Consider the following 20,488-nt stretch of genomic DNA (forward strand, 5'->3'; position numbering starts at 1 on the left):
TGGGGGTTAACCTTGTTATTGGAGAGCTCGGAAAACACTGAACCCGCTGCCTCCCTTCACGGAGGCAGCGGTTTTTTTCTTGCCTTGTGCCCTGGGTGTTACGCAGCCATCGCCATCTCATCCAGCGTCGCGGCAACCGTGCCGGTCAGGCTTGGAAATCGGCGTTTCACGCTGGCAAGTGCCGGCAGCAGGCGGCTGCGGTCCAGTTCGCCATGGTCGCGGGCAATCTGGACGAGGGCGATGAGGGCGGCGCTGACGATGGATTTCCGTTCGCTCTCGAGCAGTAGCAGACAGGCCTTTTGGGCCCATTGGCTATCTTTCTCGTTGAGGCCGATGGAGATCAGGGCGGCGACGATGTGTGCATCGGATTTGCTTTCCATGGGTGTTCCTCAGGTCGTGGCATCGAGAGAGTCCAGCGCCCGGTTCACAGCCAGTTCTCCACACATCACCACTTGGGCGATGCCCAGCACAGTGCTGCGATAGGGCGGGTCAAGCAGCGCGGCGAAGTCGCTGAGCATCACACTGGCCGAAGTCATCGATTCGCAGGCGTGGGCCAGCAGGGCATGCTGATCCAGGTCGGGGGCGACCAGGAACATGCGGCCGGGGCAGTGTTGTTTCGGGGCGGTGGGTTTCAGGTAATGGTCGAGGGCGCGCTCGGCGGCTTCGTGGAGTTTTCTGGAATCGGCGGAGGCGTAGGGCGAGGCCGGATCGGATTCGTTGGGTTTGTCTGTTTCGGGTGGATCGGGGACGTATTTGAACATTCGGGAAAGCCTCAAAGTGATGCCGACACCACCTCGCGACTAAACGAAAAGGTGGCAGCTGTACGCAGGTTAGTCGACCGGCGACTTCCCAAAACCGGCGCACCCGAGGGTGCCCTGCACACAGCCGCCATAGAGTGCAGATGAAGGTCACCTGACTGTCTGGAGCACATGTAAAGTTTTGAGAAATCATCGAGCGACTAAACCCGATCACTGACCATTCAGTGACGCGGACCAAGTTACCGACGCCCTCAAAACCGCACAAGCCGGCGGATTCTGGCGTAGTTGTAGGCAAAGGCGCAAGGCGATGTAGCCTCTCGGATGGGGGCAAAATGATGCTTCATTTGTCAGGCTTTATGGCTCACGCAAGAGGTCGCTGCCGGCCTGTGAAGCTTGCTTGCTTGTGAACATCCTCTTTGTGATACCGAATATTTAATAAGCCACTTCGAGCTTGATTTATATCGGTTTCGATATAGCCTGCGTGGCACGTCAAATGCCAGGAACAGGTGAAACCATGAAGGATCATCAAAACACGCCCCAGCATTTCTCAAGCATCTGGGACGCACTGGAAGACACGCCGCAAGAAGCGGCCAACATGCGCCTGCGGGCCAAACTGATGCGCACGCTTTGCGAAACCATTCGTGCGTGGGAGCTTCCGCAGAAAGAGGCGGCCAAGCGTCTGGGCATCACTCAGCCGCGTCTCAACGACGTACTCAACGGCAAAATCGACAAGTTCTCGCTGGATGCGCTGGTCAACCTGTCGGCGGCCGCAAAACTGGAAGTAGACCTCTGTTTCCAGTTGCCATCCTTGGAATGGGCCACCTGATCCTTGATTGCAGCGATGCTTAAGTCTGCATCTCGCTGAACATCGGAATTCGTCCATTAAGCGAAGGCCGGTAGTGCCACGCGAGTCTTCCCGGATCAATGTCGCGGGCGAGAATTTCAGTGAGCGTGGCGCTGGCGATCGTTATTGCCAGCATCTGCCCGGGACATTGATGCCGACCGCTGCCGAACGTGAAGCTGCGTCGGTTCGGGCGATCCGGCATGAAGCGATCCGGGTTTTCATTTAGAGCCGGGTCTCGATTGGCCGACGCCAGCAACACCAGAATCACGTCGCCGGCTTCCAGCCGCACGCCGTCGATTTCGCAGCTGTTCGCCACAAAACGGCGAGTGTTCTGTACCGAGGGATCGAAGCGTTGCACTTCAGCCAGCAACGAATCCACCGAAGCCGCGCGTAACTCAGGCTGCCGCTGTAGCGCCACCAGCGCATTGCCAATTAGCCCGGCAGTGGCCTCGAATATCTGCGAACAGAGGCCGATCAGGTTGGCGAGCAACACGTCCACATCGCCGACAAAACGCTGTTGGATGTCGGCGACAAACGGGTTCGGATCCGCCAGCAATTCCATGAAGTATCCACGCAGTAGCTCCGCCGCCCGATGCGCTGCCGCCAGTTGCAAATCATTGCTCAGCGGCGACAGGCACACCGCGAAATCCGCCGTCAGTTCACTGATGACCCGCGCCTGCGCCGGGGTGAACCCGAGCAGCGATGTAACCACGCACACCGGGCCGCGAAACATGGCTTTATAGAGGCCGTCGGCATCGTTCGTGATCAACCGCGCGGACACCAGATCGCTGACTTCTTCCCGATCAATCAACCCCAGCGGAGGCTCAATGGCCGAACGCGGGCAGCGCTGAGCTTCGCCGTCATTCATGCGCATCAACTGGCCGAACACCTTGCCTGCCATGCCATCGGCAATCGCCTTGGGCACCGGCTCCTGCACCGGACGCACCCGGCAATCCGGATGCGCCAGCACTGCGCACACCGCGCGGGCGCTGCTAGCAACCCACAGTTTCAGTCCATGATGAAAGGTCAGCCCGCCCGCCGCGCGCAGTTCGGCGTAGTAGGGGTAGGGATCGGCGTGAGTCGCAGCGATGATCGGGTCCATGGATCGCAACCTTGTCGGTGGGGGAAGTGTTGCTACTATCTCCAGTCCTTGAGGGCGATGATTCGTCCGGGAGCGAAATATGAAGGTTGGATTCGCAGGAGACTTGGACCAAGCGCAACTTCAGTTTTTTTGAATCCGCGTGTGAGTGGTGCCGGGAAAATATAAGGCCCCTTTCATCACTTCTATGGAAGGGGCGGTAAATGCACTGTGAATCAACTGGACCGTCTCAAGTCACCGGGAAGGGGACCACTAGGACCCGTGGTGACGGTGTAAGTCACTCTGTTGCCTACAGAGAAGGCGGATGAACGATCAAATTGAAAAGATTGAGATGCACTCCCGTCATCCGGTTGCACCTCGACGGTACAAAAACTCAGGTAATTAGAAACCGATGTGACAGTTCCTTTTTTTGTCGTTGTAACAATTGGTGTAGACATTTTTTCTCCAAAGGTTGTTGGCTTGAGCGCGAATGATTTGGCAATCACTACAATCCAATCCAAAGCTCTTTGAACTGTTTTTGCTACTGTCATTTCTGTCAGGGGAGGATCGATTCAGGCGGCTTTTTGCGACCGTCGGTCTGGAAAAGGCGCGGTGTGTAGATCCAGAGGGCGATTGCTACGATCTTTAGTCCGATATGGCCGAGGGTCATTAGAGAGCGAAATATGCACGCAGCACATCAAGACATCGGCGTCTCGCAAGTGGCCGCCGCCATCGCGGAACCGGCGCGGACCAAAATGCTGTGCTCGTTGATGGACGGCCACGCCCGCACCGCCACGGAGCTGGCAACCCTCGCCGACGTCAGCGCCTCGACCGCCAGCGCGCATCTGGCCAAGCTCAAGGATCTGGCGCTGGTGCGCCTGCATGTACAGGGCCGCCATCGTTATTACAGCCTCGCCGACAAATGCGTGGCCCAGGCGCTGGAAGCGCTGATGGTGATCGGCCAGAATCCTGCGCCGACCTTCAAGCCGCACACGCCGGATCGTCTGCAATTTGCCCGCACCTGCTACGACCACATGGCCGGGACACTGGCGGTATTGCTGCATGACCGATTGCTGGAGGGTGGTTGGCTGATGGAAACCGATGAGCAGGCCTATCGCTTGAGCGCGAGCGGAGAGGTGCTGTTCGAAGGTCTGGGAGTCGAAGTCAGGGATCTGTCGACCCTGCGTCGTCGCTTTGCCTGCCCATGCCTGGACTGGAGCATGCGTCGGCCACATCTGGGTGGATCACTTGGAGCGGCTTTGCTGCAGACAGCGTTGAAGCGCAAATGGGTGACGCAGGATCTGGACAGTCGGGCGCTGACGTTGACGGCGGTGGGGCGTAAGGAAATGGCGGCGCGGTTCGGGGTGCAATTGCCCGAAGCGATGCAGCCTGTCCCGATGCCCAAATCCTCGACCATCGCAGCTGACACTCGACTGTAAAACGTCTGACTGACAAAGGGTCGTTTTACGGCTTGTGGCCCGTGGACGGACTCTATACTGTATATGCGAACAGTATCGAGTCCGTGCCATGCAAATCATCGACAAGCTCAGCATCCTCGCCGACGCCGCCAAGTACGACGCCTCCTGCGCCAGTAGTGGTGCGCCCAAGCGCAGTTCCGAGGGCAAGAGCGGGCTGGGTTCGACCGATGGTATGGGCATCTGTCACAGCTACACGCCGGACGGGCGCTGTGTGTCGCTGCTCAAGATTTTGCTGACCAACTTCTGCCTCTACGACTGCCAATACTGCGTCAACCGCCGCTCCAGCGATGTGCCCCGTGCGCGTTTCACGCCCGAGGAAGTGGTGACGCTGACCCTGGATTTCTACCGGCGCAATTGCGTCAGCGGGTTGTTTCTCAGCTCGGGGATCATTCGTTCGGCGGACTACACCATGGAGCAACTGGTGCGTGTCGCGAAGCTGTTGCGCGAAGAGCATGAGTTCCGAGGCTACATTCATCTCAAGACCATCCCTGATGCGGATCCCGCGCTGATCGAAGAGGCCGGGCGTTACGCCGACCGCTTGAGTGTCAACATCGAATTGCCCACCGATGCCAGCCTGCAAACCCTGGCGCCGGAGAAGCACATCGGTTCGATCAAGCAGGCGATGAACACCATCTACACCGGCGTGCAGACCGTGCTCAACGAACCTCGCGCTCCGAAGTTCGCCCCGGCCGGGCAGAGCACGCAGATGATCGTCGGTGCCGATGACACCGACGACAGCACCATCCTCCACAGTGCCCAGGCGTTGTACGGCAACTTCCGTCTGCGCCGGGTCTATTACTCGGCATTCAGCCCGATCCCCGACAGCCCGAAAAGCGTGCCGCTGGCCGCGCCGCCGCTGATGCGCGAGCACCGCCTGTATCAGGCGGATTTTCTATTGCGCAGTTATGGCTACAGCGCCGGTGAGTTGCTTCAGGGGCCGGGCAATCTGGCGCTGGACATCGACCCGAAACTGGCCTGGGCGCTGCAGAATCGCCAGGTATTTCCGCTGGATCTCAATCGCGCCGAACCGGCGCTGATCTCACGCATCCCCGGCATTGGCCTGCGCACCACCGAACGTCTGGTGGAGCTGCGTCGGCAGCGGCGCATTCGCTACGAAGATGTGGCGCGCATGCGCTGTGTGCTGGCCAAGGCCAAGCCGTTCATCATCACCAGCGATTACCACCCGCAGCAGGCCGAGGTCACCAGCCAGATGCTTTATCAGCAGCTGCGCGATCGGCCGATGCCGCAGCAGATGGGGCTGTGGGGATGATCAACCTCGATTGCGACGACCTGTTCGACACCTGGCGTCAGCAGGCACGCTGGCTGCTCAGCCATGAAATCGATCCGAGCCTGGTGAGCTGGGCATCGGAAGGCGTGAGTGATCTGTTTGCCAGTGACGTGTCGGTGCCCGAAGGGCAGGGGCCGTTTCAGGCGCGTATTCCGCGTGCGTTGCTTGACACCCTGGAACAAGCGTCGCGCTACCGTGGTGATCAGCGCTGGAGTCTGCTGTATGAGGTGCTGTGGCGGGTCAGCCACGGTGATCGCACGGCAATGATGGCCGGCGACAAACTGGGCAGCGAGTTGCAGCGGCGGATCAAGCAGGTGCAGCGCGAAGCCCATCATCTGCATGCATTCGTGCGTTTCATCGAGCGCCCGCCCGAATTGCCGGGCCCGCAATACGTGGCGTGGCACGAACCGGCCCACGACATCCTGCGCAGTGCCAGCGAACACTTCATCGGGCGCATGGGCCGGCACCGCTGGCTGATTGCCACGCCCCGCGACGGGGTTTATTACGATGGCGAACAACTGATCCATCAACGCCAGTGCCCGGTGGAGTGGCAGCAACTGGCGCAGAACGTCGACGATCCCCACGGTGATTTATGGCTGACCTACTACAGCCACATCTTCAACCCGGCGCGTTTGAACGAGAAGGTCATGCAGGGGCACTTGCCGACGCGGTTCTGGAAGAACCTGCCGGAGGGGGAGTTGATCCCCGGATTGATTACCCAGGCCCGAATGGGCAAGCAGCAGAATGGGCAGGCGAGCGGGATTGCCGGGCGCACGGGCAAGCGGATTGCCATGAAGGCCGGCGAGCGAGGCGAATGAAAAAGCCCCCATCGATCACTCGATGGGGGCTTTTGTGCATCTGGCCGTCAGGTCAAACCTTGACGATCCAGCCGGCTGGCGCTTCAACGTCGCCGGTCTGCACGCCGGTCAGCTCTTTGTAGAGCTTCTGGGTCACAGGGCCGACTTCGGTTTCGCTGTGGAACACGTGCAGGTGGTCGTTGTAGCTGATGCCGCCGATCGGGGTGATTACCGCAGCCGTACCGCAAGCACCGGCTTCCTTGAAGTCCGACAGCTTGTCGATGAACACATCACCTTCGACCACTTCCAGGCCCAGGCGGGACTTGGCCAGTTCGATCAGCGACAGACGGGTGATGCCCGGCAGTACTGACGGCGAGTTCGGGGTCACGAACTTGTTGTCGTGGGTGATCCCGAAGAAGTTGGCCGAACCGACTTCCTCGATCTTGGTGTGGGTCATCGGGTCCAGGTAGATCGCGTCGGCGAAGTTGGCTTTCTTCGCTTTCGAGCCAGGCATCAGGCTGGCGGCGTAGTTGCCACCGACCTTGGCAGCGCCGGTGCCTTGTGGGGCGGCGCGGTCGTAGCTGGAGATCTGGAAGTTGTGCGGGGTCAGGCCGCCCTTGAAGTAGGCGCCAACCGGAATGCAGAAGATCGAGAAGATGAATTCGGGTGCGGTACGCACACCGATGTTGTCACCTACGCCGATCACGAACGGACGCAGGTACAACGCGCCGCCGGTGCCATAAGGCGGGATGAAGCGTTCGTTGGCACGAACGACTGCTTTGCAGGCTTCGATGAATTGCTCGGTGTCGACTTGCGGCATCAACAGGCGCGCGCAGCTACGTTGCATGCGCAGAGCATTCTGGTCCGGGCGGAACAGGTTGATCGAGCCGTCCTTGCAACGATAGGCCTTCATGCCTTCGAAGCATTGCTGGCCATAGTGAAGGGCAGTGGAGCCTTCGCTGATGTGCAGCACGTTGTCTTCGGTCAGGGTGCCTTTGTCCCACTCGCCATTGCGAAAGTACGACAGATAGCGTTTGTCGGTCTTGATGTAGTCAAAACCCAGCTTGTCCCAGTTGATGCTTTCGTTACCCATGACACCCTCTATCACTGAACAACCGCCGAAGCGGTTCAAGGCTTCTGACGTTTTTTTGGATGGGCACAACAATACTTCATTCTTGAGCGGTTTCGCAGCCCGGGCGATGGGGGGAGCAGCAGATTTATTAGCCTGCTTATGAAAAAACTCCCCCGCGTCGGGTTTTTGATCGTTTCCACGCGAAGCGTGGGAATGATCTGCGACCGAGAGTTACAGGTGCAACGCGTGCCCAAGTGCACGCAACGCCGCTTCCTGCACCGCTTCACCCAGGGTCGGGTGTGCATGGATGGTGCCGCCGATGTCTTCCAGGCGTGCGCCCATTTCCAGGCTTTGCGCGAACGCAGTCGACAGTTCCGATACGCCAACACCCACCGCCTGCCAGCCGACAATCACATGATTGTCCCGACGGGCGACCACCCGCACGAAGCCGGTTTTCGATTCCAGGGTCATCGCTCGACCATTGGCCGCAAACGGGAAGTTCGACACGATGCAGTCCAGTCCCGCCGCCTTGGCCTCATCCGGCGTACGGCCGACAACGACCAGTTCCGGGTCGGTGAAGCACACGGCAGCGATGGCGGTCGGGTTGAACTCGCGGGTCTTGCCGCTGATCAGCTCGGCAACCATCTCGCCCTGGGCCATGGCGCGGTGGGCCAGCATCGGCTCGCCACTCAGGTCGCCGATGGCGTAGACGTTGCGCATGCTGGTCTGGCAGCGGCTGTCGATCTTGATCGCCGAACCATTCATGTCCAGGTTCAGCGCTTCAAGGTTCCAGCCCTGGGTATTGGGTTTGCGCCCGACGGCCACCAGCACCTGATCGGTTTCCAGGTTCAGGGTGTCACCGTTCGGATCGCGCACCTGCAACGTCCCGTCGAAGCCCAGCACGCTGTGCTTGAGGTACAGTTTCACGCCCAGTTGCTTCAGTGCATCGTGCACCGGTTGGGTCAGCTCGGCGTCATAAGCAGGCAAAATCCGATCCTGCGCCTCGACCACGCTGACTTCGGCGCCGAGCTTGCGATAGGCAATGCCCAGCTCCAGACCGATGTAACCACCGCCAACCACGGTCAGGCGTTTCGGCACCGATTTCGGTGCCAGTGCCTCGGTGGACGAAATGATTGGCCCACCAATCGGCAGGCTCGGCAGATTGACGCTTTTCGAACCGGTGGCCAGCACCAGATGCTCGCACTGGATGCGGGTGTCGCCGACTTCCACGGTCTTGCCGTCGATGACCTTGGCCCAGCCGTTGATAACCTGAACCTTGTTCTTCTTCAGCAACGCGGCGACGCCGGTGGTCAGGCGATCGACGATGCCGTCCTTCCACTCGACGCTCTTGGTGATGTCGAGGGTCGGCGCCGAAACGCTGATGCCCAGCGCCGAATGCTGATTGTGGTGTTGCGTCTGGTGAAACTGCTCGGCCACATGGATCAGCGCTTTCGACGGAATGCAGCCGATGTTCAGGCAGGTGCCGCCCAGCGATTGGCCCTCGACCAGAAGGGTCGAAATGCCCAGTTGCCCGGCACGAATGGCCGTTACGTAACCGCCAGGACCGCCGCCGATGATCAGCAGCGTGGTGTTCAGAGTTTGCATGCCATCACTCCACAAACAGGGTCGCGGGTTGTTCGAGCAGGCCACGAATGGCCTGGATGAAGAGCGCCGCGTCCATGCCGTCGACCACGCGGTGATCGAAGGAACTGGAGAGGTTCATCATCTTGCGGATCACCACCTGGCCTTTGACGACCATCGGGCGTTCGACGATTTTGTTCACACCGACGATCGCTACTTCCGGCAGATTCAGCACCGGGGTGCTGACGATGCCGCCAAGGGCGCCGAGGCTGGTCAGGGTGATCGTCGAGCCGGACAGCTCATCGCGGCTGGCCTTGCCATTGCGCGCGGCGGTGGCGAGGCGGGAAATTTCCGCCGCGTTGTCCCACAGGCTGCGAGCCTCGGCGTGACGCACCACCGGCACCATCAGGCCAACATCGCTTTGGGTGGCGACGCCGACATGCACCGCGCCGAGGCGGGTGATGACCTGAGCTTCGTCGTCGTAACGGGCGTTCATCTGTGGGAAGTCGCGCAGGGCGACCACCAGCGCACGCACCAGGAAGGGCAGCAAGGTCAACTTGCCACGGCTGGCACCGTGCTTTTCGTTCAGGTGGGCGCGCAGTTCTTCGATTGCAGTAACGTCGATTTCCTCGACATAACTGAAGTGCGCCGCACGCTGAGTCGCGTCCTGCATGCGCTGGGCAATCTTGCGGCGCATACCGATAACCTGAATCTGTTCTTCATCGTTACGCTGGGCGTACGCGGCGGCAACCGGCGCCGAAGCGTTCGACTGACCCTGCGCCAGATAGGCCTCGAGGTCTTCGTGCAACACGCGACCGGCCGGGCCGGAACCGCGCACCAGACGCAATTGAATGCCCAGGTCCAGCGCATGCTTGCGCACGGCCGGCGAGGCCAGCGGACGCTCATCGGCTTCGCGAGCAACCATCGGGCCCTGGCAAACGGCAGCTGCCGGACGTGGTGCGGCGGGAGCAGGTTTGCTTTCAACGACAGCTTCAACTTTGGTTGCGACTGGAGTTTCTTTCGCCGCCACAGGCGCCGGTTTGTCCGACTCCTTCAGATTGCCAGCGCCTTCAACCTCGATGCTGATCAGCACACTGCCGACCGCCATCACTTCACCTGGCTGGCCGCCCAGCGCAATCACCTTGCCGTGGACTGGCGAGGGAATATCGACCATGGCCTTGTCGGTCATCACATCCGCCAGCACCTGATCTTCAACGACCAGATCGCCGACCTTGACGTGCCACTGCGACAGTTCGACTTCTGCGATGCCTTCGCCGATGTCCGGCATCTTGATAACGTGCGTGCCCATTCAGACCTCCATGACCCGTTTCAGCGCCGCGCCCACTCGGGACGGCCCAGGGAAATACGCCCACTCCTGCGCGTGCGGGTAGGGAGTGTCCCAACCGGTGACGCGTTCGATCGGCGCTTCCAGGTGGTGGAAGCAATGCTCCTGCACCAGCGACACCAGTTCGGCACCGAAACCGCAGGTGCGGGTCGCTTCGTGAACCACCACGCAACGGCCGGTTTTTTTCACGGATTTGACGATGGTTTCCAGGTCCAGCGGCCACAGGCTGCGCAGGTCGATGACTTCAGCGTCCACGCCGGATTCTTCGGCGGCGACTTGCGACACGTACACGGTGGTGCCGTAGGTCAGGACGGTCACGTCCTTGCCCGGACGGGTGATGGCAGCGACATCCAGCGGCACAGTGTAGTAACCGTCCGGCACTTGTGCGGCCGGGTGTTTCGACCACGGGGTCACCGGGCGGTCGTGGTGGCCGTCGAACGGGCCGTTGTACAGGCGTTTGGGCTCGAGGAAGATCACCGGGTCATCGTTTTCGATGGAGGCAATCAGCAGGCCTTTGGCGTCATACGGGTTGGACGGCATGACGGTGCGCAGGCCGCAGACCTGAGTGAACATCGCCTCGATGCTCTGGCTGTGGGTCTGGCCGCCGTAAATGCCGCCGCCGCACGGCATGCGCAGGGTCATCGGCGCGGTGAACTCGCCGGCCGAGCGATAACGCAGGCGGGCGGCTTCGGAAATGATCTGGTCGGACGCCGGGTACACGTAGTCGGCAAACTGGATTTCAGCGACCGGACGCAAGCCATAAGCGCCCATGCCCACGGCAACGCCGACGATGCCGCTTTCGGAGATCGGCGCGTCGAACACCCGCGAGGTGCCGTACTTGGTCTGCAGGCCTTCGGTGCAGCGGAACACGCCGCCGAAGTAGCCGACGTCCTGGCCGAACACCACGACGTTGTCGTCACGCTCAAGCATCACATCCATGGCCGAGCGCAGGGCCTGGATCATGGTCATGGTGGTCGTGGTCATGGCGGTTTCCAACTGAATATTGTTGTTGTGATCGTTCATGTCAGATCCCCAACTGCTGACGCTGGCGCTTCAAGTGCTCCGGCATCTCTTTGTAGACGTCTTCGAACATGGTGGCGGCGCTTGGAATCTGGCCGCCGGCAAGGGTGCCGTACTGCTCGGCCTGTTTCTGCGCGGCAATCACTTCGGCTTCGAGCTCGGCGCTGACGGCGGCGTGCTCTTCTTCCGACCAGTGGCCGACCTTGATCAGGTGCTGCTTCAGGCGGGCAATCGGGTCGCCCAGCGGGAAATGGCTCCAGTCGTCGGCAGGACGGTATTTGGACGGATCGTCGGAGGTCGAGTGCGGGCCGGCGCGATAGGTGACCCATTCGATCATGGTCGGACCGAGGCCGCGGCGGGCGCGTTCGGCGGCCCAGGCGGAGGCGGCGTAAACCGCGTAGAAATCGTTGCCATCAACCCGCAGCGAAGCGATGCCGCAACCGACGCCGCGTCCGGCGAAGGTGGTGGCTTCACCACCGGCGATGGCCTGGAAGGTCGAGATCGCCCACTGGTTGTTGACCACGTTGAGGATCACCGGCGCACGGTAAACGTGGGCGAAGGTGAGGGCGGTGTGGAAGTCCGATTCGGCGGTGGCGCCGTCACCGATCCAGGCCGAGGCGATTTTGGTGTCGCCCTTGATCGCCGAGGCCATGCCCCAGCCCACGCCCTGAATGAACTGGGTGGCGAGATTGCCGGAAATGGTGAAGAAACCGGCGTCCTTGACCGAGTACATGATCGGCAGTTGACGGCCCTTGAGCGGATCGCGCTCGTTGGACAGCAGTTGGCAGATCAGGTCGACCAATGGTACGTCGCGGGCCATCAGAATGCTTTGCTGGCGGTAGGTCGGGAAGCACATGTCGTCGATGTTCAAGGCCAGGGCCTGGGCGCTGCCGATGGCTTCTTCGCCGAGGCTCTGCATGTAGAACGACATTTTTTTCTGACGCTGGGCGACCACCATGCGGTTGTCGTAGATCCGGGTCTTGAGCATGGCGCGCATGCCTTTGCGCAGGATCTCGACCGGCACGTTTTCGGCCCATGGGCCGAGCGCATTGCCCTGATCGTCGAGCACGCGGATCAGTCCTCGGGCCAGGTCGGCGGTGTCGGCCGGTTCAACGTCGATGGAAGGTTTGCGCACCGTGCCGGCATCGGTCAGATGCAGGTAGGAGAAATCGGTTTTGCAGCCTGGGCGGCCCGAGGGTTCAGGGACGTGCAGACGCAGCGGTTCATACGCTTGGGTCATGGCTTCTACGCTCGATCTTGTGAATTTCTTGTAGTGAGCTGGCAGTCATTCTTGGATAAAAGAAATCCTGTCCTACAACAATCATAGGCCCGGGCAAGAAGAATATTTCTCTCTGTTTCGTTGCGCTGGCGATCATTTGCAGATAGAAAATCTGCATAAACATAAAAAACAGGTGGTTTTGTCTCATGCGCAAACTGGACCGTACCGATATCGGCATTCTCAACAGCCTTCAAGAGAACGCGCGCATCACCAATGCCGATCTGGCCCGTTCGGTCAATTTGTCGCCGACGCCGTGCTTCAATCGGGTCAAGGCGATGGAAGAGCTGGGGCTGATCCGCGAGCAGGTGACCCTGCTGGATGCCGATCTGCTCGGTCTGCACGTCAACGTGTTCATTCACGTCAGTCTCGAGAAGCAGGTAGAGGAAGCGCTGCAGCATTTCGAAGAGGCGATTTCCGATCGCCCGGAGGTCATGGAGTGTTACCTGATGGCCGGCGACCCGGACTATCTGATCCGGGTGCTGGTGCCGACCATTCAGGCGCTTGAACGCTTCATGATGGACTTTTTGACCAAGGTGCCGGGCGTGGCCAATATCCGGTCAAGCTTTGCGCTCAAGCAGGTTCGCTATAAAACGGCGTTGCCGCTGCCGGCGAACGGTCTGACGCTGGGCAACTGAGCGCGGCGCAGGTCACAGGTATTCATAGCGATAACCCAGTTCTTCGGTAAAAAGTGTCTGCTGAGCGGTGAAGCTCTGAGGCCAGGGCGCAACTTCGTTTTCCGGGTGGAAGACCAGTGTCGAGTTGCTCAGGTCGTCCTGCGGGAATGAGGGGACGTTCGGATGCAGGTTTCTCCAGCGTTCCCAGAGCAGGTCCAGGTAGCAATGGTGCAGGAAGAATATCGGATCGTTGGGAGAAGAGGCCTCCATCATGTTGCCCCCGATCCAGGCATGAACCGGATTGTGCAGCTCACGCTCGGAAAAGTTTTCCCAACCACCCGGCTCCATCCAGTAGGGCGTTCTGTTGAGCGCCGAAATGACGGTTTCTGGTGACGGCAAGGCACCTGCAGCCCCGAGATTGCGGCGCACGCCGGCGTTACCGAATCCCTCGTCCCATACCGAGACAATGAATGGCGACTGGTTGCTGGAAAAGGGGCCGGTGGTTACCAGCTGGTTCTGGGTATTGTCACCGTTGCCGCCCATGAAGTCCGAGGTGAACGGATTGTCGGCACCGCCGAGCTGCCAGTTCCAGTAGGGCAGGGTGATGCGCGGGTCATCGACGGCGGCTTGCAGCGCCAGTTCGAACTGGCGGATCAGGATCCGGTGCCACGGATAGAACAGGGGACTGCGGTGCGGATTGGGGACGAGCGGATTGCCACGCCCCATCGAATTCTTGTGGATCTGGACAAAGTCATCGTAGCGACTTTGTTGCCCGGGACGCAGCACGCTGTTGACGTTGTTTTTCAGCCTCAGCACCGCCTCGACAAATGCGGATTTCTGCTGCGGTGACAGATCCCGATGGTTACGGCGAATATCCATATTGCACAAACTCCATTGGTTGATTGCCCAATGAAGTCTGCCTGTTTGCTGGAGAAGCGCCAGTTCACCGCTATCGACGCGTTACGTGGGAAAGCTTTCCGTCAACCCGACTTACGCTGCCGTTTCTTATAGGGAATTGATCGGAATCTTCAGGTACGTCACACCGTTGTCTTCCGCCGGCGGCAGATTTCCCGCCCGCACATTCACTTGAATCGCCGGCAGCAGCAACGTCGGCATTCCCAGCCCTGCATCACGTTGTGTGCGCATCTCGACAAACGCGGCTTCGTCGACGCCATCATGCACATGGATATTGCTTTTACGCTGCTCGCCTACAGTGGTCTGGCACTGCGAGGCGCGGCCTTGCGGCGGGTAGTCGTGGCAGACGTAGAGCTTCACGCTGGCGGGGAAGGCCAGCAGCTTGTGGATCGAATTGAACAGCTGATGCGCGTTGCCGCCGGGGAAGTCGCAACGGGCGGTGCCGACGTCGGGCATGAACAGCGTGTCGCCGACCAGGATCTGCTCGCCGTCGATGAGATAGGCCATGTCTGCCGGGGTGTGGCCGGGGACGTGCAGGGCGGTGGCCTTGAGATTGCCGATCCGGAAGGACTCGTTCGGTGCGAACAGGTGATCGAACTGCGAGCCGTCGACGCGAAATTCCGGTTCCAGGTTGAACAGCGCCTTGAACACGTTCTGTACTTTGCTGATCGATTCGCCAATCGCGATTTTCCCGCCCAGTTCCCGGCGCAGGTAGGGCGCAGCGGACAAGTGATCGGCATGGGCATGGGTTTCCAGCAGCCATTGCACTTGCAGATGATGGGCACGGACGAAAGCGATGATCTTGTCCGCCTGAGCCGTGCAGGTGCGACCGGCGGCGCCGTCGTAATCGAGCACCGGATCGACGATTGCGCACTGACCGCCGTCGGCCTCGTAGACCACATAGCTGTAGGTCGAAGAGGCGGGGTCGAGGAAAGCTTCAATCAGCGCGGGCATGAAAACGGTCCTGTGGGGGAGGTGGAAAGTCAGGGTTGCAACACTTTATGTAAACACATAATGTCCGCAGCTTAAGTGACGTTGAAGGCATCCTGCAAATGCAATCCAGTCTGACCGAATGTGAAGTGGCGCAACTGCGCGCCTCGGCCTCCAAGGCCTGTTCTTTGCTCAAGGCCTTGGCCAACGAGGATCGGCTGCTGATCCTGTGTCAGTTGACCCAGGGCGAGCGCAACGTCGGCGAGCTGGAGAAAATGACCGGCGTGCGGCAGCCGACCCTGTCCCAGCAATTGGGCATCTTGCGTGACGAAGGGCTGGTCGCGACCCGACGTGAAGGCAAGTACATTTTTTACGGTCTGGCCAGTCACGAAGTGATCCAGGTGATGAAAACCCTCTCGGGACTCTACTGCGGAGCCGTGCTCAAAAGCTGGGCGCAATAGACCCGGCCATCCTTGCGTGCAGCCATAAGGAACAAACAATGAACGATCAACACTGGGGCCCCTCCATCAGTGCGGACATCGTGGTCATCGGCGGCGGCACTGCCGGCATCGGTTTTGTCGCGAGCCTGCTCAAGCGCGATCCCGGTCTGAACATCACGGTGATCGAACCGAGCACCCTGCATTACTACCAGCCGGCGTGGACGCTGGTCGGCGGTGGCGCCTTTGATGCCAAAGACACCGCCCGACCGATGAACAAGGTGATGCCGCGCCAGGCCAACTGGATACAAGCGGCAGTGACCGGCATCGACCCCGACCAGCGCCGTCTCACCCTCAACGACCAACGCAGCGTCACCTATCAGAACCTGATCGTCTGCCCCGGTCTGCGCCTGGCGTGGGAGAAGATCGAAGGCCTGCAGGAAAGCCTCGGCCAGCACGGCGTCACGTCCAACTACAGCTATCAGCACGCGCAATACACCTGGGATCAGGTGCAAAAGCTGAGCGGCGGCAAAGCCCTGTTCACCCAGCCGCCGATCCCGATCAAGTGCGCCGGCGCGCCGCAAAAGGCGCTGTACCTGTCCTGCGATCACTGGCTCAAACGCAACGTGCTGAGCAAGGTCGACGTCGAGTTCAATCTGGCCGGTGCCGCGCTGTTCGGTGTGCCGACTTTCGTGCCGCCGCTGATGAAGTACATCGAAAAATACAACGCTCGGCTGGCGTTCAATTCGAATCTGGTAAAGGTGGACGGCCCGGCGAAAACCGCCTGGTTCGACGTCAAGGATGCGGACGGCAACGTCACCCGACAGGCAAAGACCTTCGACCTGCTGCACGTCGTCCCGCCGCAGGTTGCGCCGGATTTCATCGCGCAGAGTCCGTTGGCCGACGCCGCTGGCTGGTGCGAGGTCAATCCGCACACGCTGCAACATCCGCGTTATCCCGACGTGTTTGCCCTGGGCGATATCTGCGGCACCACCCATGCGAAAACCGCCGCGGCCGTGCGCAAGCAGGTCGTGGTGGTGGCGGAAAACCTGCTGGCCCTGCGCAAGGATCTGGCACTGCCGCTGAAGTACGACGGCTACGGTTCCTGCCCGCTGACGGTGGAGAAGGGCAAGGTGATCCTCGCCGAGTTCGGCTACGGCGGAAAACTGCTGCCGACCTTTCCTCTCGACCCGACCGTGCCGCGCCGTTCCGCTTGGTGGCTGAAGGCGACGCTGCTGCCGTGGTTTTACTGGAACGGCATGCTCAAGGGACGCGAATGGCTGACGAGCCTGTCCAGGGTCGACTGAGAACACTTTATGTTGCTGGCAAGTCTGTTTGGCATGGTGATGGGATTGATCCTCGGTCTGACCGGGGCGGGTGGCGGGATTCTCGCCGTGCCGGCGCTGGTGTTGGGGCTGGGCTGGACGATGACGCAGGCCGCGCCGGTGGCGTTGTTCGCAGTGGGCAGCGCGGCGGCGGTCGGCGCGATCGATGGTTTGCGCCACGGTCTGGTGCGTTATCGCGCGGCGCTGCTGATTGCAACGCTCGGCGCGGTGTTTTCGCCGGTGGGCATCTACTTTGCCCATCAGTTGCCGGAAAAGGTCCTGATGATCCTGTTCAGCCTGCTAATGGTGATGGTGGCGTGGCGCATGTTGCGACGCGAACGCCAGCAGGAAGGACCGAGCGACCATGGCCACGCCAGTTGGGGCCAGAAAAACTGCATGCTCAACGAGCAGACCGGCCGTTTCGACTGGACCGCCAAATGCACCGCGACCCTCGCGGTGCTGGGCGCGGTCACGGGTGTGGTGTCCGGGTTGCTGGGGGTGGGGGGCGGGTTTCTGATCGTGCCGGCGTTCAGGCAACTGACCGATGTGCAGATGCGCGGCATCGTCGCCACTTCACTGATGGTCATCAGCCTGATTTCCGCCATCGGCGTAATTGGCGCGTTCCATGCCGGGGTGCGGATCGATCATCTGGGCGCATCGTTTATCGTGGCCAGCATCGTCGGCATGATCATCGGTCGTAAACTCTGCGCGCGAGTACCGGCGAGGACGTTGCAGGTGGGGTTTGCCAGCGTATGTCTGGTGGTCGCCGCTTACATGTTGCTGCGGGCGTGAGACAACACCTGTGGCGAGGGAGCAGGCGCCCTCGCCACAGCGTAGTGTTACAACACCAGATGCGGTAACCACAGCGACAGCGCCGGAACGTAGGTCACCAGTATCAGCACCAGAAACAGCACGGCGTAGAACGGCATCAGCGCCTTGACGGTGCTTTCGATGCTGACCTTGCCCACCGCCGAACCCACGAACAGCACGGCCCCTACCGGCGGCGTTATCAGGCCGATGCCGAGGTTGACCAGCATGATCATGCCGAACTGCACCGGGTCGACGCCGATACCGAGGATCACCGGCATCAGGATCGGCGTGAGGATCAGGATCAGCGGCGCCATGTCCATCACAGTGCCGAGCAACAGCAGCATGACGTTGATGCACATCAGGATCACGTAGCGGTTATCGGACAAGGTCAGGAACAGCGTGGTGATCTTCGCCGGGATCTGCATCAGGGTCATGATGTAGCCGAAACTGGCGGCGAAGCCGATCAGGATCATCACGATGGAAATGGTGCGCACTGTGCGGTGCATCAGTTTCGGCAGTTCACTCCATTTGTAGTCGCGGTAGATGAACATGGTGACGAAAAACGACCACAACACGGCGATGGCCGCCGACTCGGTGGCCGTGAAGATCCCAGACAGAATCCCGCCGAGAATGATCACCATCGCCATCAGCCCCCACAACGCTTCACCGCAGATCTTCAGGGCTTCGCGCAGCGGGATCACTTCCCCCTTGGGATAGTCGCGTTTGCGCGCAAAAATCAGGCACAGCGCCATCAGACACGCGCTCATCAGCAGGCCCGGCACCACGCCGGCCATGAACAGCGAGGCAATGGAAACGGTGCCGCCGGCCGCCAGCGAGTAGAGCACCGAGTTGTGACTGGGCGGGGTCAACAGGGCCTGTACCGAACCGCTGACGGTGACCGCCGTAGAGAATTCCCGAGGGTAGCCCTTGCGCTCCATTTCCGGGATCAGCACCGAACCCACCGACGCGGTGTCGGCCACCGACGAGCCGGAAATTGCGCCGAAAAAGGTCGAGGCCATGATGTTGACCAGTGACAGGCCGCCCCGCACGAAGCCCACCAGGACCCCGGCGAACGCCACCAGCCGTCGCGACATGCCGCCCTCGGCCATGATCGCGCCGGCCAGCACGAAGAACGGAATCGCCAGCAGCGAAAATTTGTTCACCCCGCCCGCCACCTGAATCATCAAGGCCTGGAACGGAATGTCGATCCACCACGCGCCGATCAGCGCCGACAGCCCGAGGGCATAGGCCACCGGCATGCCGATCAGGATCAGTGCGATAAAACTGCCCAGCAGAATCAATGCGTCCATCAGGCAGCCCCTTCGTTTTCTTCAACCAGGTCGAATCGCACCACGCGGCGATTGCTTTGATCGCCGAGCAAGAGTTTTTCCAGTACGAAAACCAGCGTCAGCGCACCGCCAACCGGGATCGGCATGTAAGTGATGCCGACCCGCAATGTCGGCAGGGCGCTCATGAACTGGTTCCACGTCGACAGGCATAATTTCGTGCCCCAGATCGTCATGAACAGGCAGATGATGCCCATGAGCACTTGGGAAACGATGCTCATGGCTCGGCGCATCTTCGGTTGCAGGCGGTCGGTGACCATCGCCACCGCCATGTGCGCCCCGGCGCGGTAGCTGGCGGCGGCACCGATGAAGGTGAAGACCATCATCAGCAGGATGGCGGTGGGCTCCGGCCAGCTTGAGCCGGTGCCGAGGACGTAACGGGCGAACACGCCCCAGGGGATGATCAGGGCTATGGTCAGCACCGACAGACCGGCGACCCAGATGCAGGCCATGTAGATCCGGTCATTGATGCGCAGCAGCAAATTCTTCATCGGGTTCCACCGTAACCGGGCAGGCGCGGACGTCGAGCGACGCCAGCGCTGCCGGGCCTTTTGCAGAGGTCTGGGAGGGTTACTGAACGGCTTCGATGCGCTTGATCAGGTCGGCGTAGGGTGCGCCGTATTTCTCGCGGATCGAGGCGGTGGCCTCGTAGAAGGGTTTCTTGTCGACGGTGATGAACTCGACGCCGGCCGCCTTGAGTTTTGCCTCGCTGCTGACGGACTTGGCGTCCCACAGCGTGCGCTCCTGGGCTTGCGCGGCCTTGGCGGCTTTTTTCACCAGCGTCTGCTGATCGGGCGTGAGTTTGTCCCAGGTGATTTTCGACATCACGATGGGCTCTGGCAGGATCAGGTGTCCGGTCAGGCTGTAGTACTTGGCGTTCTGGTAGTGGTTGTGTTCAAGCAAGGTCGGCGGATTGTTTTCCGCGCCGTCGATGACGCCGGTCTGCAGGGCACTGAAGATTTCGCCGGTGTCCATGGCGATACCGTTGCCGCCCATGGCGTTGATGGTTTCGATGAACATCGGGTTGCCTTGCACGCGGATTTTCATGCCTTTGAGGTCTTCGAGGCTGCGTACCGGTTTCTTGGTGTAGATGTTGCGCGTGCCGCCGTCCATCCACGCCAGGGCGACGAGGTTGAATTCGGAGTTGGTGATCTTGTCGAGGATTTCGTCGCCGATTTCACCGTCGATGATCTTGCGCATGTGCGCCTGGTCACGGAACACGAACGGCATGTTGAATACGTTCACGTCCGGCACCACCGGGCCGACGATGCCGAGGCTGACGCGGGCCATCTGGATGGCACCGACCTGGGCCTGCTCGACCACTTCCTTTTCCGAGCCGAGTACGCCGCCGGGGAACATTTTGAAGGTCAGTTTGCCGTCACTTTCGGCAACCAGGGTCTTGCCCAGCTGTTCTTCGGCGACCACGGTCGGATAACCGGCGGGGTGGATGTCGGCGAATTTGATTTCCAGCGCCTGGGCCGCGCTGCCGAAGGTGAGCGCGAGGGGGAGGGCGGCGGCGAGCAACGTGCGTTTGAAGTCCATCAGGGGTTCTCCAGTCTTGTTATTTTTGT

21 protein-coding genes are annotated in these 20,488 nt (G+C 60.7%); 8 read left to right on the plus strand and 13 right to left on the minus strand.

Going from position 1 to position 20,488, the window contains the following annotated elements; genetic code table 11:
- Nucleotides 1-98 precede the first annotated feature (98 nt).
- Complete coding sequence (locus tag L6D81_RS01580) at nucleotides 99-380, minus strand: hypothetical protein (protein WP_236177627.1); 282 nt, start codon at nucleotides 378-380, stop codon at nucleotides 99-101.
- A 9-nt stretch (nucleotides 381-389) separates the two neighbouring features.
- Complete coding sequence (locus tag L6D81_RS01585; RefSeq protein ID WP_236177628.1) at nucleotides 390-761, minus strand: DUF6124 family protein; 372 nt, start codon at nucleotides 759-761, stop codon at nucleotides 390-392.
- A 511-nt stretch (nucleotides 762-1,272) separates the two neighbouring features.
- Here L6D81_RS01585 and L6D81_RS01590 point away from each other — a divergent pair.
- Nucleotides 1,273-1,584, plus strand: coding sequence for a helix-turn-helix domain-containing protein (locus tag L6D81_RS01590; RefSeq protein WP_236177629.1), 312 nt, complete (start codon nucleotides 1,273-1,275; stop codon nucleotides 1,582-1,584).
- A 19-nt stretch (nucleotides 1,585-1,603) separates the two neighbouring features.
- Here L6D81_RS01590 and L6D81_RS01595 read toward each other — a convergent pair whose 3' ends face one another.
- Nucleotides 1,604-2,704, minus strand: a complete 1,101-nt coding sequence (locus L6D81_RS01595; RefSeq protein ID WP_236177630.1) for a cytochrome P450 — start codon at nucleotides 2,702-2,704, stop codon at nucleotides 1,604-1,606.
- 659 nt (nucleotides 2,705-3,363) lie between these two features.
- Between L6D81_RS01595 and L6D81_RS01600 the strand changes: the two genes are divergently transcribed.
- The 3 genes from L6D81_RS01600 (at nucleotide 3,364) to L6D81_RS01610 (ending at nucleotide 6,264) form a co-directional block, all read left to right on the plus strand.
- The gene (locus tag L6D81_RS01600) at nucleotides 3,364-4,119 is read left to right on the plus strand and encodes an ArsR/SmtB family transcription factor (protein ID WP_236177631.1); all 756 of its coding nucleotides are present in this window, start codon (nucleotides 3,364-3,366) and stop codon (nucleotides 4,117-4,119) included.
- 88 nt (nucleotides 4,120-4,207) lie between these two features.
- The gene (locus L6D81_RS01605) at nucleotides 4,208-5,428 is read left to right on the plus strand and encodes a putative DNA modification/repair radical SAM protein (protein WP_236177632.1); all 1,221 of its coding nucleotides are present in this window, start codon (nucleotides 4,208-4,210) and stop codon (nucleotides 5,426-5,428) included.
- Complete coding sequence (locus L6D81_RS01610) at nucleotides 5,425-6,264, plus strand: TIGR03915 family putative DNA repair protein (RefSeq protein WP_236177633.1); 840 nt, start codon at nucleotides 5,425-5,427, stop codon at nucleotides 6,262-6,264. Before L6D81_RS01605 ends, L6D81_RS01610 begins: the two co-directional genes overlap by 4 nt.
- Nucleotides 6,265-6,316: 52 nt before the next feature.
- Here L6D81_RS01610 and L6D81_RS01615 read toward each other — a convergent pair whose 3' ends face one another.
- The 5 genes from L6D81_RS01615 to L6D81_RS01635 form a co-directional block, all read right to left on the minus strand.
- Entirely contained in the window at nucleotides 6,317-7,336 is a 1,020-nt protein-coding gene (locus L6D81_RS01615; RefSeq protein ID WP_236177634.1) for a branched-chain amino acid aminotransferase, read from the minus strand.
- Between the two features lie 210 nt (nucleotides 7,337-7,546).
- The gene (gene lpdA, locus L6D81_RS01620) at nucleotides 7,547-8,920 is read right to left on the minus strand and encodes a dihydrolipoyl dehydrogenase (protein WP_236177635.1); all 1,374 of its coding nucleotides are present in this window, start codon (nucleotides 8,918-8,920) and stop codon (nucleotides 7,547-7,549) included.
- A 4-nt stretch (nucleotides 8,921-8,924) separates the two neighbouring features.
- On the minus strand, nucleotides 8,925-10,205 hold the full coding sequence (locus tag L6D81_RS01625) for a dihydrolipoamide acetyltransferase family protein (protein WP_236177636.1): 1,281 nt from the start codon (nucleotides 10,203-10,205) through the stop codon (nucleotides 8,925-8,927).
- A complete protein-coding gene (locus L6D81_RS01630; protein WP_007952909.1) occupies nucleotides 10,206-11,264 on the minus strand; it encodes an alpha-ketoacid dehydrogenase subunit beta in 1,059 nt (352 codons plus the stop codon).
- 1 nt (nucleotide 11,265) lies between these two features.
- A complete protein-coding gene (locus tag L6D81_RS01635; protein ID WP_007965287.1) occupies nucleotides 11,266-12,501 on the minus strand; it encodes a 3-methyl-2-oxobutanoate dehydrogenase (2-methylpropanoyl-transferring) subunit alpha in 1,236 nt (411 codons plus the stop codon).
- Between the two features lie 185 nt (nucleotides 12,502-12,686).
- On the opposite strand from L6D81_RS01635, the gene bkdR reads away from it, so the two are divergent.
- Entirely contained in the window at nucleotides 12,687-13,175 is a 489-nt protein-coding gene (bkdR, locus tag L6D81_RS01640; RefSeq protein ID WP_007952904.1) for a Bkd operon transcriptional regulator BkdR, read from the plus strand.
- A gap of 12 nt (nucleotides 13,176-13,187) precedes the next feature.
- Here bkdR and L6D81_RS01645 read toward each other — a convergent pair whose 3' ends face one another.
- Both L6D81_RS01645 and L6D81_RS01650 read right to left on the minus strand, forming a co-directional pair.
- Nucleotides 13,188-14,033 (minus strand): tyrosinase family protein, encoded by an 846-nt coding sequence (locus L6D81_RS01645; RefSeq protein ID WP_236177637.1) that lies wholly within the window; start codon nucleotides 14,031-14,033, stop codon nucleotides 13,188-13,190.
- Between the two features lie 126 nt (nucleotides 14,034-14,159).
- Entirely contained in the window at nucleotides 14,160-15,023 is an 864-nt protein-coding gene (locus tag L6D81_RS01650) for an MBL fold metallo-hydrolase (protein WP_236177638.1), read from the minus strand.
- Between the two features lie 98 nt (nucleotides 15,024-15,121).
- On the opposite strand from L6D81_RS01650, the gene L6D81_RS01655 reads away from it, so the two are divergent.
- Genes L6D81_RS01655 through L6D81_RS01665 form a run of 3 tightly spaced genes read left to right on the plus strand, consistent with a single transcriptional unit; the run spans nucleotide 15,122 to nucleotide 17,553 of the window.
- Nucleotides 15,122-15,460 (plus strand): ArsR/SmtB family transcription factor, encoded by a 339-nt coding sequence (locus tag L6D81_RS01655; RefSeq protein ID WP_007952897.1) that lies wholly within the window; start codon nucleotides 15,122-15,124, stop codon nucleotides 15,458-15,460.
- Nucleotides 15,461-15,498: 38 nt separating this feature from the next.
- A complete protein-coding gene (locus L6D81_RS01660) occupies nucleotides 15,499-16,743 on the plus strand; it encodes an NAD(P)/FAD-dependent oxidoreductase (protein WP_236177639.1) in 1,245 nt (414 codons plus the stop codon).
- 9 nt (nucleotides 16,744-16,752) lie between these two features.
- Nucleotides 16,753-17,553 carry a sulfite exporter TauE/SafE family protein gene (locus L6D81_RS01665; RefSeq protein ID WP_236177640.1) on the plus strand — a complete coding sequence of 267 codons (801 nt, stop codon included), beginning with the start codon at nucleotides 16,753-16,755 and terminating at the stop codon, nucleotides 17,551-17,553.
- A 47-nt stretch (nucleotides 17,554-17,600) separates the two neighbouring features.
- Here the strand turns inward: L6D81_RS01665 and L6D81_RS01670 are convergent, their stop codons facing one another.
- From L6D81_RS01670 to L6D81_RS01680, 3 genes are all read right to left on the minus strand, one after another.
- A complete protein-coding gene (locus tag L6D81_RS01670) occupies nucleotides 17,601-18,881 on the minus strand; it encodes a TRAP transporter large permease (RefSeq protein ID WP_236177641.1) in 1,281 nt (426 codons plus the stop codon).
- The gene (locus tag L6D81_RS01675; protein WP_236177642.1) at nucleotides 18,881-19,408 is read right to left on the minus strand and encodes a TRAP transporter small permease; all 528 of its coding nucleotides are present in this window, start codon (nucleotides 19,406-19,408) and stop codon (nucleotides 18,881-18,883) included. Before L6D81_RS01675 ends, L6D81_RS01670 begins: the two co-directional genes overlap by 1 nt.
- A gap of 79 nt (nucleotides 19,409-19,487) precedes the next feature.
- Nucleotides 19,488-20,459: a TRAP transporter substrate-binding protein gene (locus tag L6D81_RS01680; RefSeq protein WP_236177643.1), complete on the minus strand. Its 972-nt coding sequence runs from the start codon at nucleotides 20,457-20,459 to the stop codon at nucleotides 19,488-19,490.
- Between the last annotated feature and the right edge of the window lie 29 nt (nucleotides 20,460-20,488).

Source organism: Pseudomonas sputi (assembly GCF_021603585.1).
GTDB lineage: Bacteria > Pseudomonadota > Gammaproteobacteria > Pseudomonadales > Pseudomonadaceae > Aquipseudomonas > Aquipseudomonas sputi.

Coding starts and splice junctions, on each gene's coding strand:
- lpdA (WP_236177635.1), bottom strand. CDS start 8,920: ATGCAAACTCTGAACACCACGCTGCTGATCATCGGCGGCGGTCCTGGC.
- L6D81_RS01590 (WP_236177629.1), top strand. CDS start 1,273: ATGAAGGATCATCAAAACACGCCCCAGCATTTCTCAAGCATCTGGGAC.
- L6D81_RS01610 (WP_236177633.1), top strand. CDS start 5,425: ATGATCAACCTCGATTGCGACGACCTGTTCGACACCTGGCGTCAGCAG.
- bkdR (WP_007952904.1), top strand. CDS start 12,687: ATGCGCAAACTGGACCGTACCGATATCGGCATTCTCAACAGCCTTCAA.
- L6D81_RS01605 (WP_236177632.1), top strand. CDS start 4,208: ATGCAAATCATCGACAAGCTCAGCATCCTCGCCGACGCCGCCAAGTAC.
- L6D81_RS01580 (WP_236177627.1), bottom strand. CDS start 380: ATGGAAAGCAAATCCGATGCACACATCGTCGCCGCCCTGATCTCCATC.
- L6D81_RS01650 (WP_236177638.1), bottom strand. CDS start 15,023: ATGCCCGCGCTGATTGAAGCTTTCCTCGACCCCGCCTCTTCGACCTAC.
- L6D81_RS01630 (WP_007952909.1), bottom strand. CDS start 11,264: ATGAACGATCACAACAACAATATTCAGTTGGAAACCGCCATGACCACG.
- L6D81_RS01625 (WP_236177636.1), bottom strand. CDS start 10,205: ATGGGCACGCACGTTATCAAGATGCCGGACATCGGCGAAGGCATCGCA.
- L6D81_RS01635 (WP_007965287.1), bottom strand. CDS start 12,501: ATGACCCAAGCGTATGAACCGCTGCGTCTGCACGTCCCTGAACCCTCG.
- L6D81_RS01645 (WP_236177637.1), bottom strand. CDS start 14,033: ATGGATATTCGCCGTAACCATCGGGATCTGTCACCGCAGCAGAAATCC.
- L6D81_RS01660 (WP_236177639.1), top strand. CDS start 15,499: ATGAACGATCAACACTGGGGCCCCTCCATCAGTGCGGACATCGTGGTC.
- L6D81_RS01595 (WP_236177630.1), bottom strand. CDS start 2,704: ATGGACCCGATCATCGCTGCGACTCACGCCGATCCCTACCCCTACTAC.
- L6D81_RS01585 (WP_236177628.1), bottom strand. CDS start 761: ATGTTCAAATACGTCCCCGATCCACCCGAAACAGACAAACCCAACGAA.
- L6D81_RS01615 (WP_236177634.1), bottom strand. CDS start 7,336: ATGGGTAACGAAAGCATCAACTGGGACAAGCTGGGTTTTGACTACATC.
- L6D81_RS01600 (WP_236177631.1), top strand. CDS start 3,364: ATGCACGCAGCACATCAAGACATCGGCGTCTCGCAAGTGGCCGCCGCC.
- L6D81_RS01680 (WP_236177643.1), bottom strand. CDS start 20,459: ATGGACTTCAAACGCACGTTGCTCGCCGCCGCCCTCCCCCTCGCGCTC.
- L6D81_RS01670 (WP_236177641.1), bottom strand. CDS start 18,881: ATGGACGCATTGATTCTGCTGGGCAGTTTTATCGCACTGATCCTGATC.
- L6D81_RS01665 (WP_236177640.1), top strand. CDS start 16,753: ATGTTGCTGGCAAGTCTGTTTGGCATGGTGATGGGATTGATCCTCGGT.
- L6D81_RS01655 (WP_007952897.1), top strand. CDS start 15,122: ATGCAATCCAGTCTGACCGAATGTGAAGTGGCGCAACTGCGCGCCTCG.
- L6D81_RS01675 (WP_236177642.1), bottom strand. CDS start 19,408: ATGAAGAATTTGCTGCTGCGCATCAATGACCGGATCTACATGGCCTGC.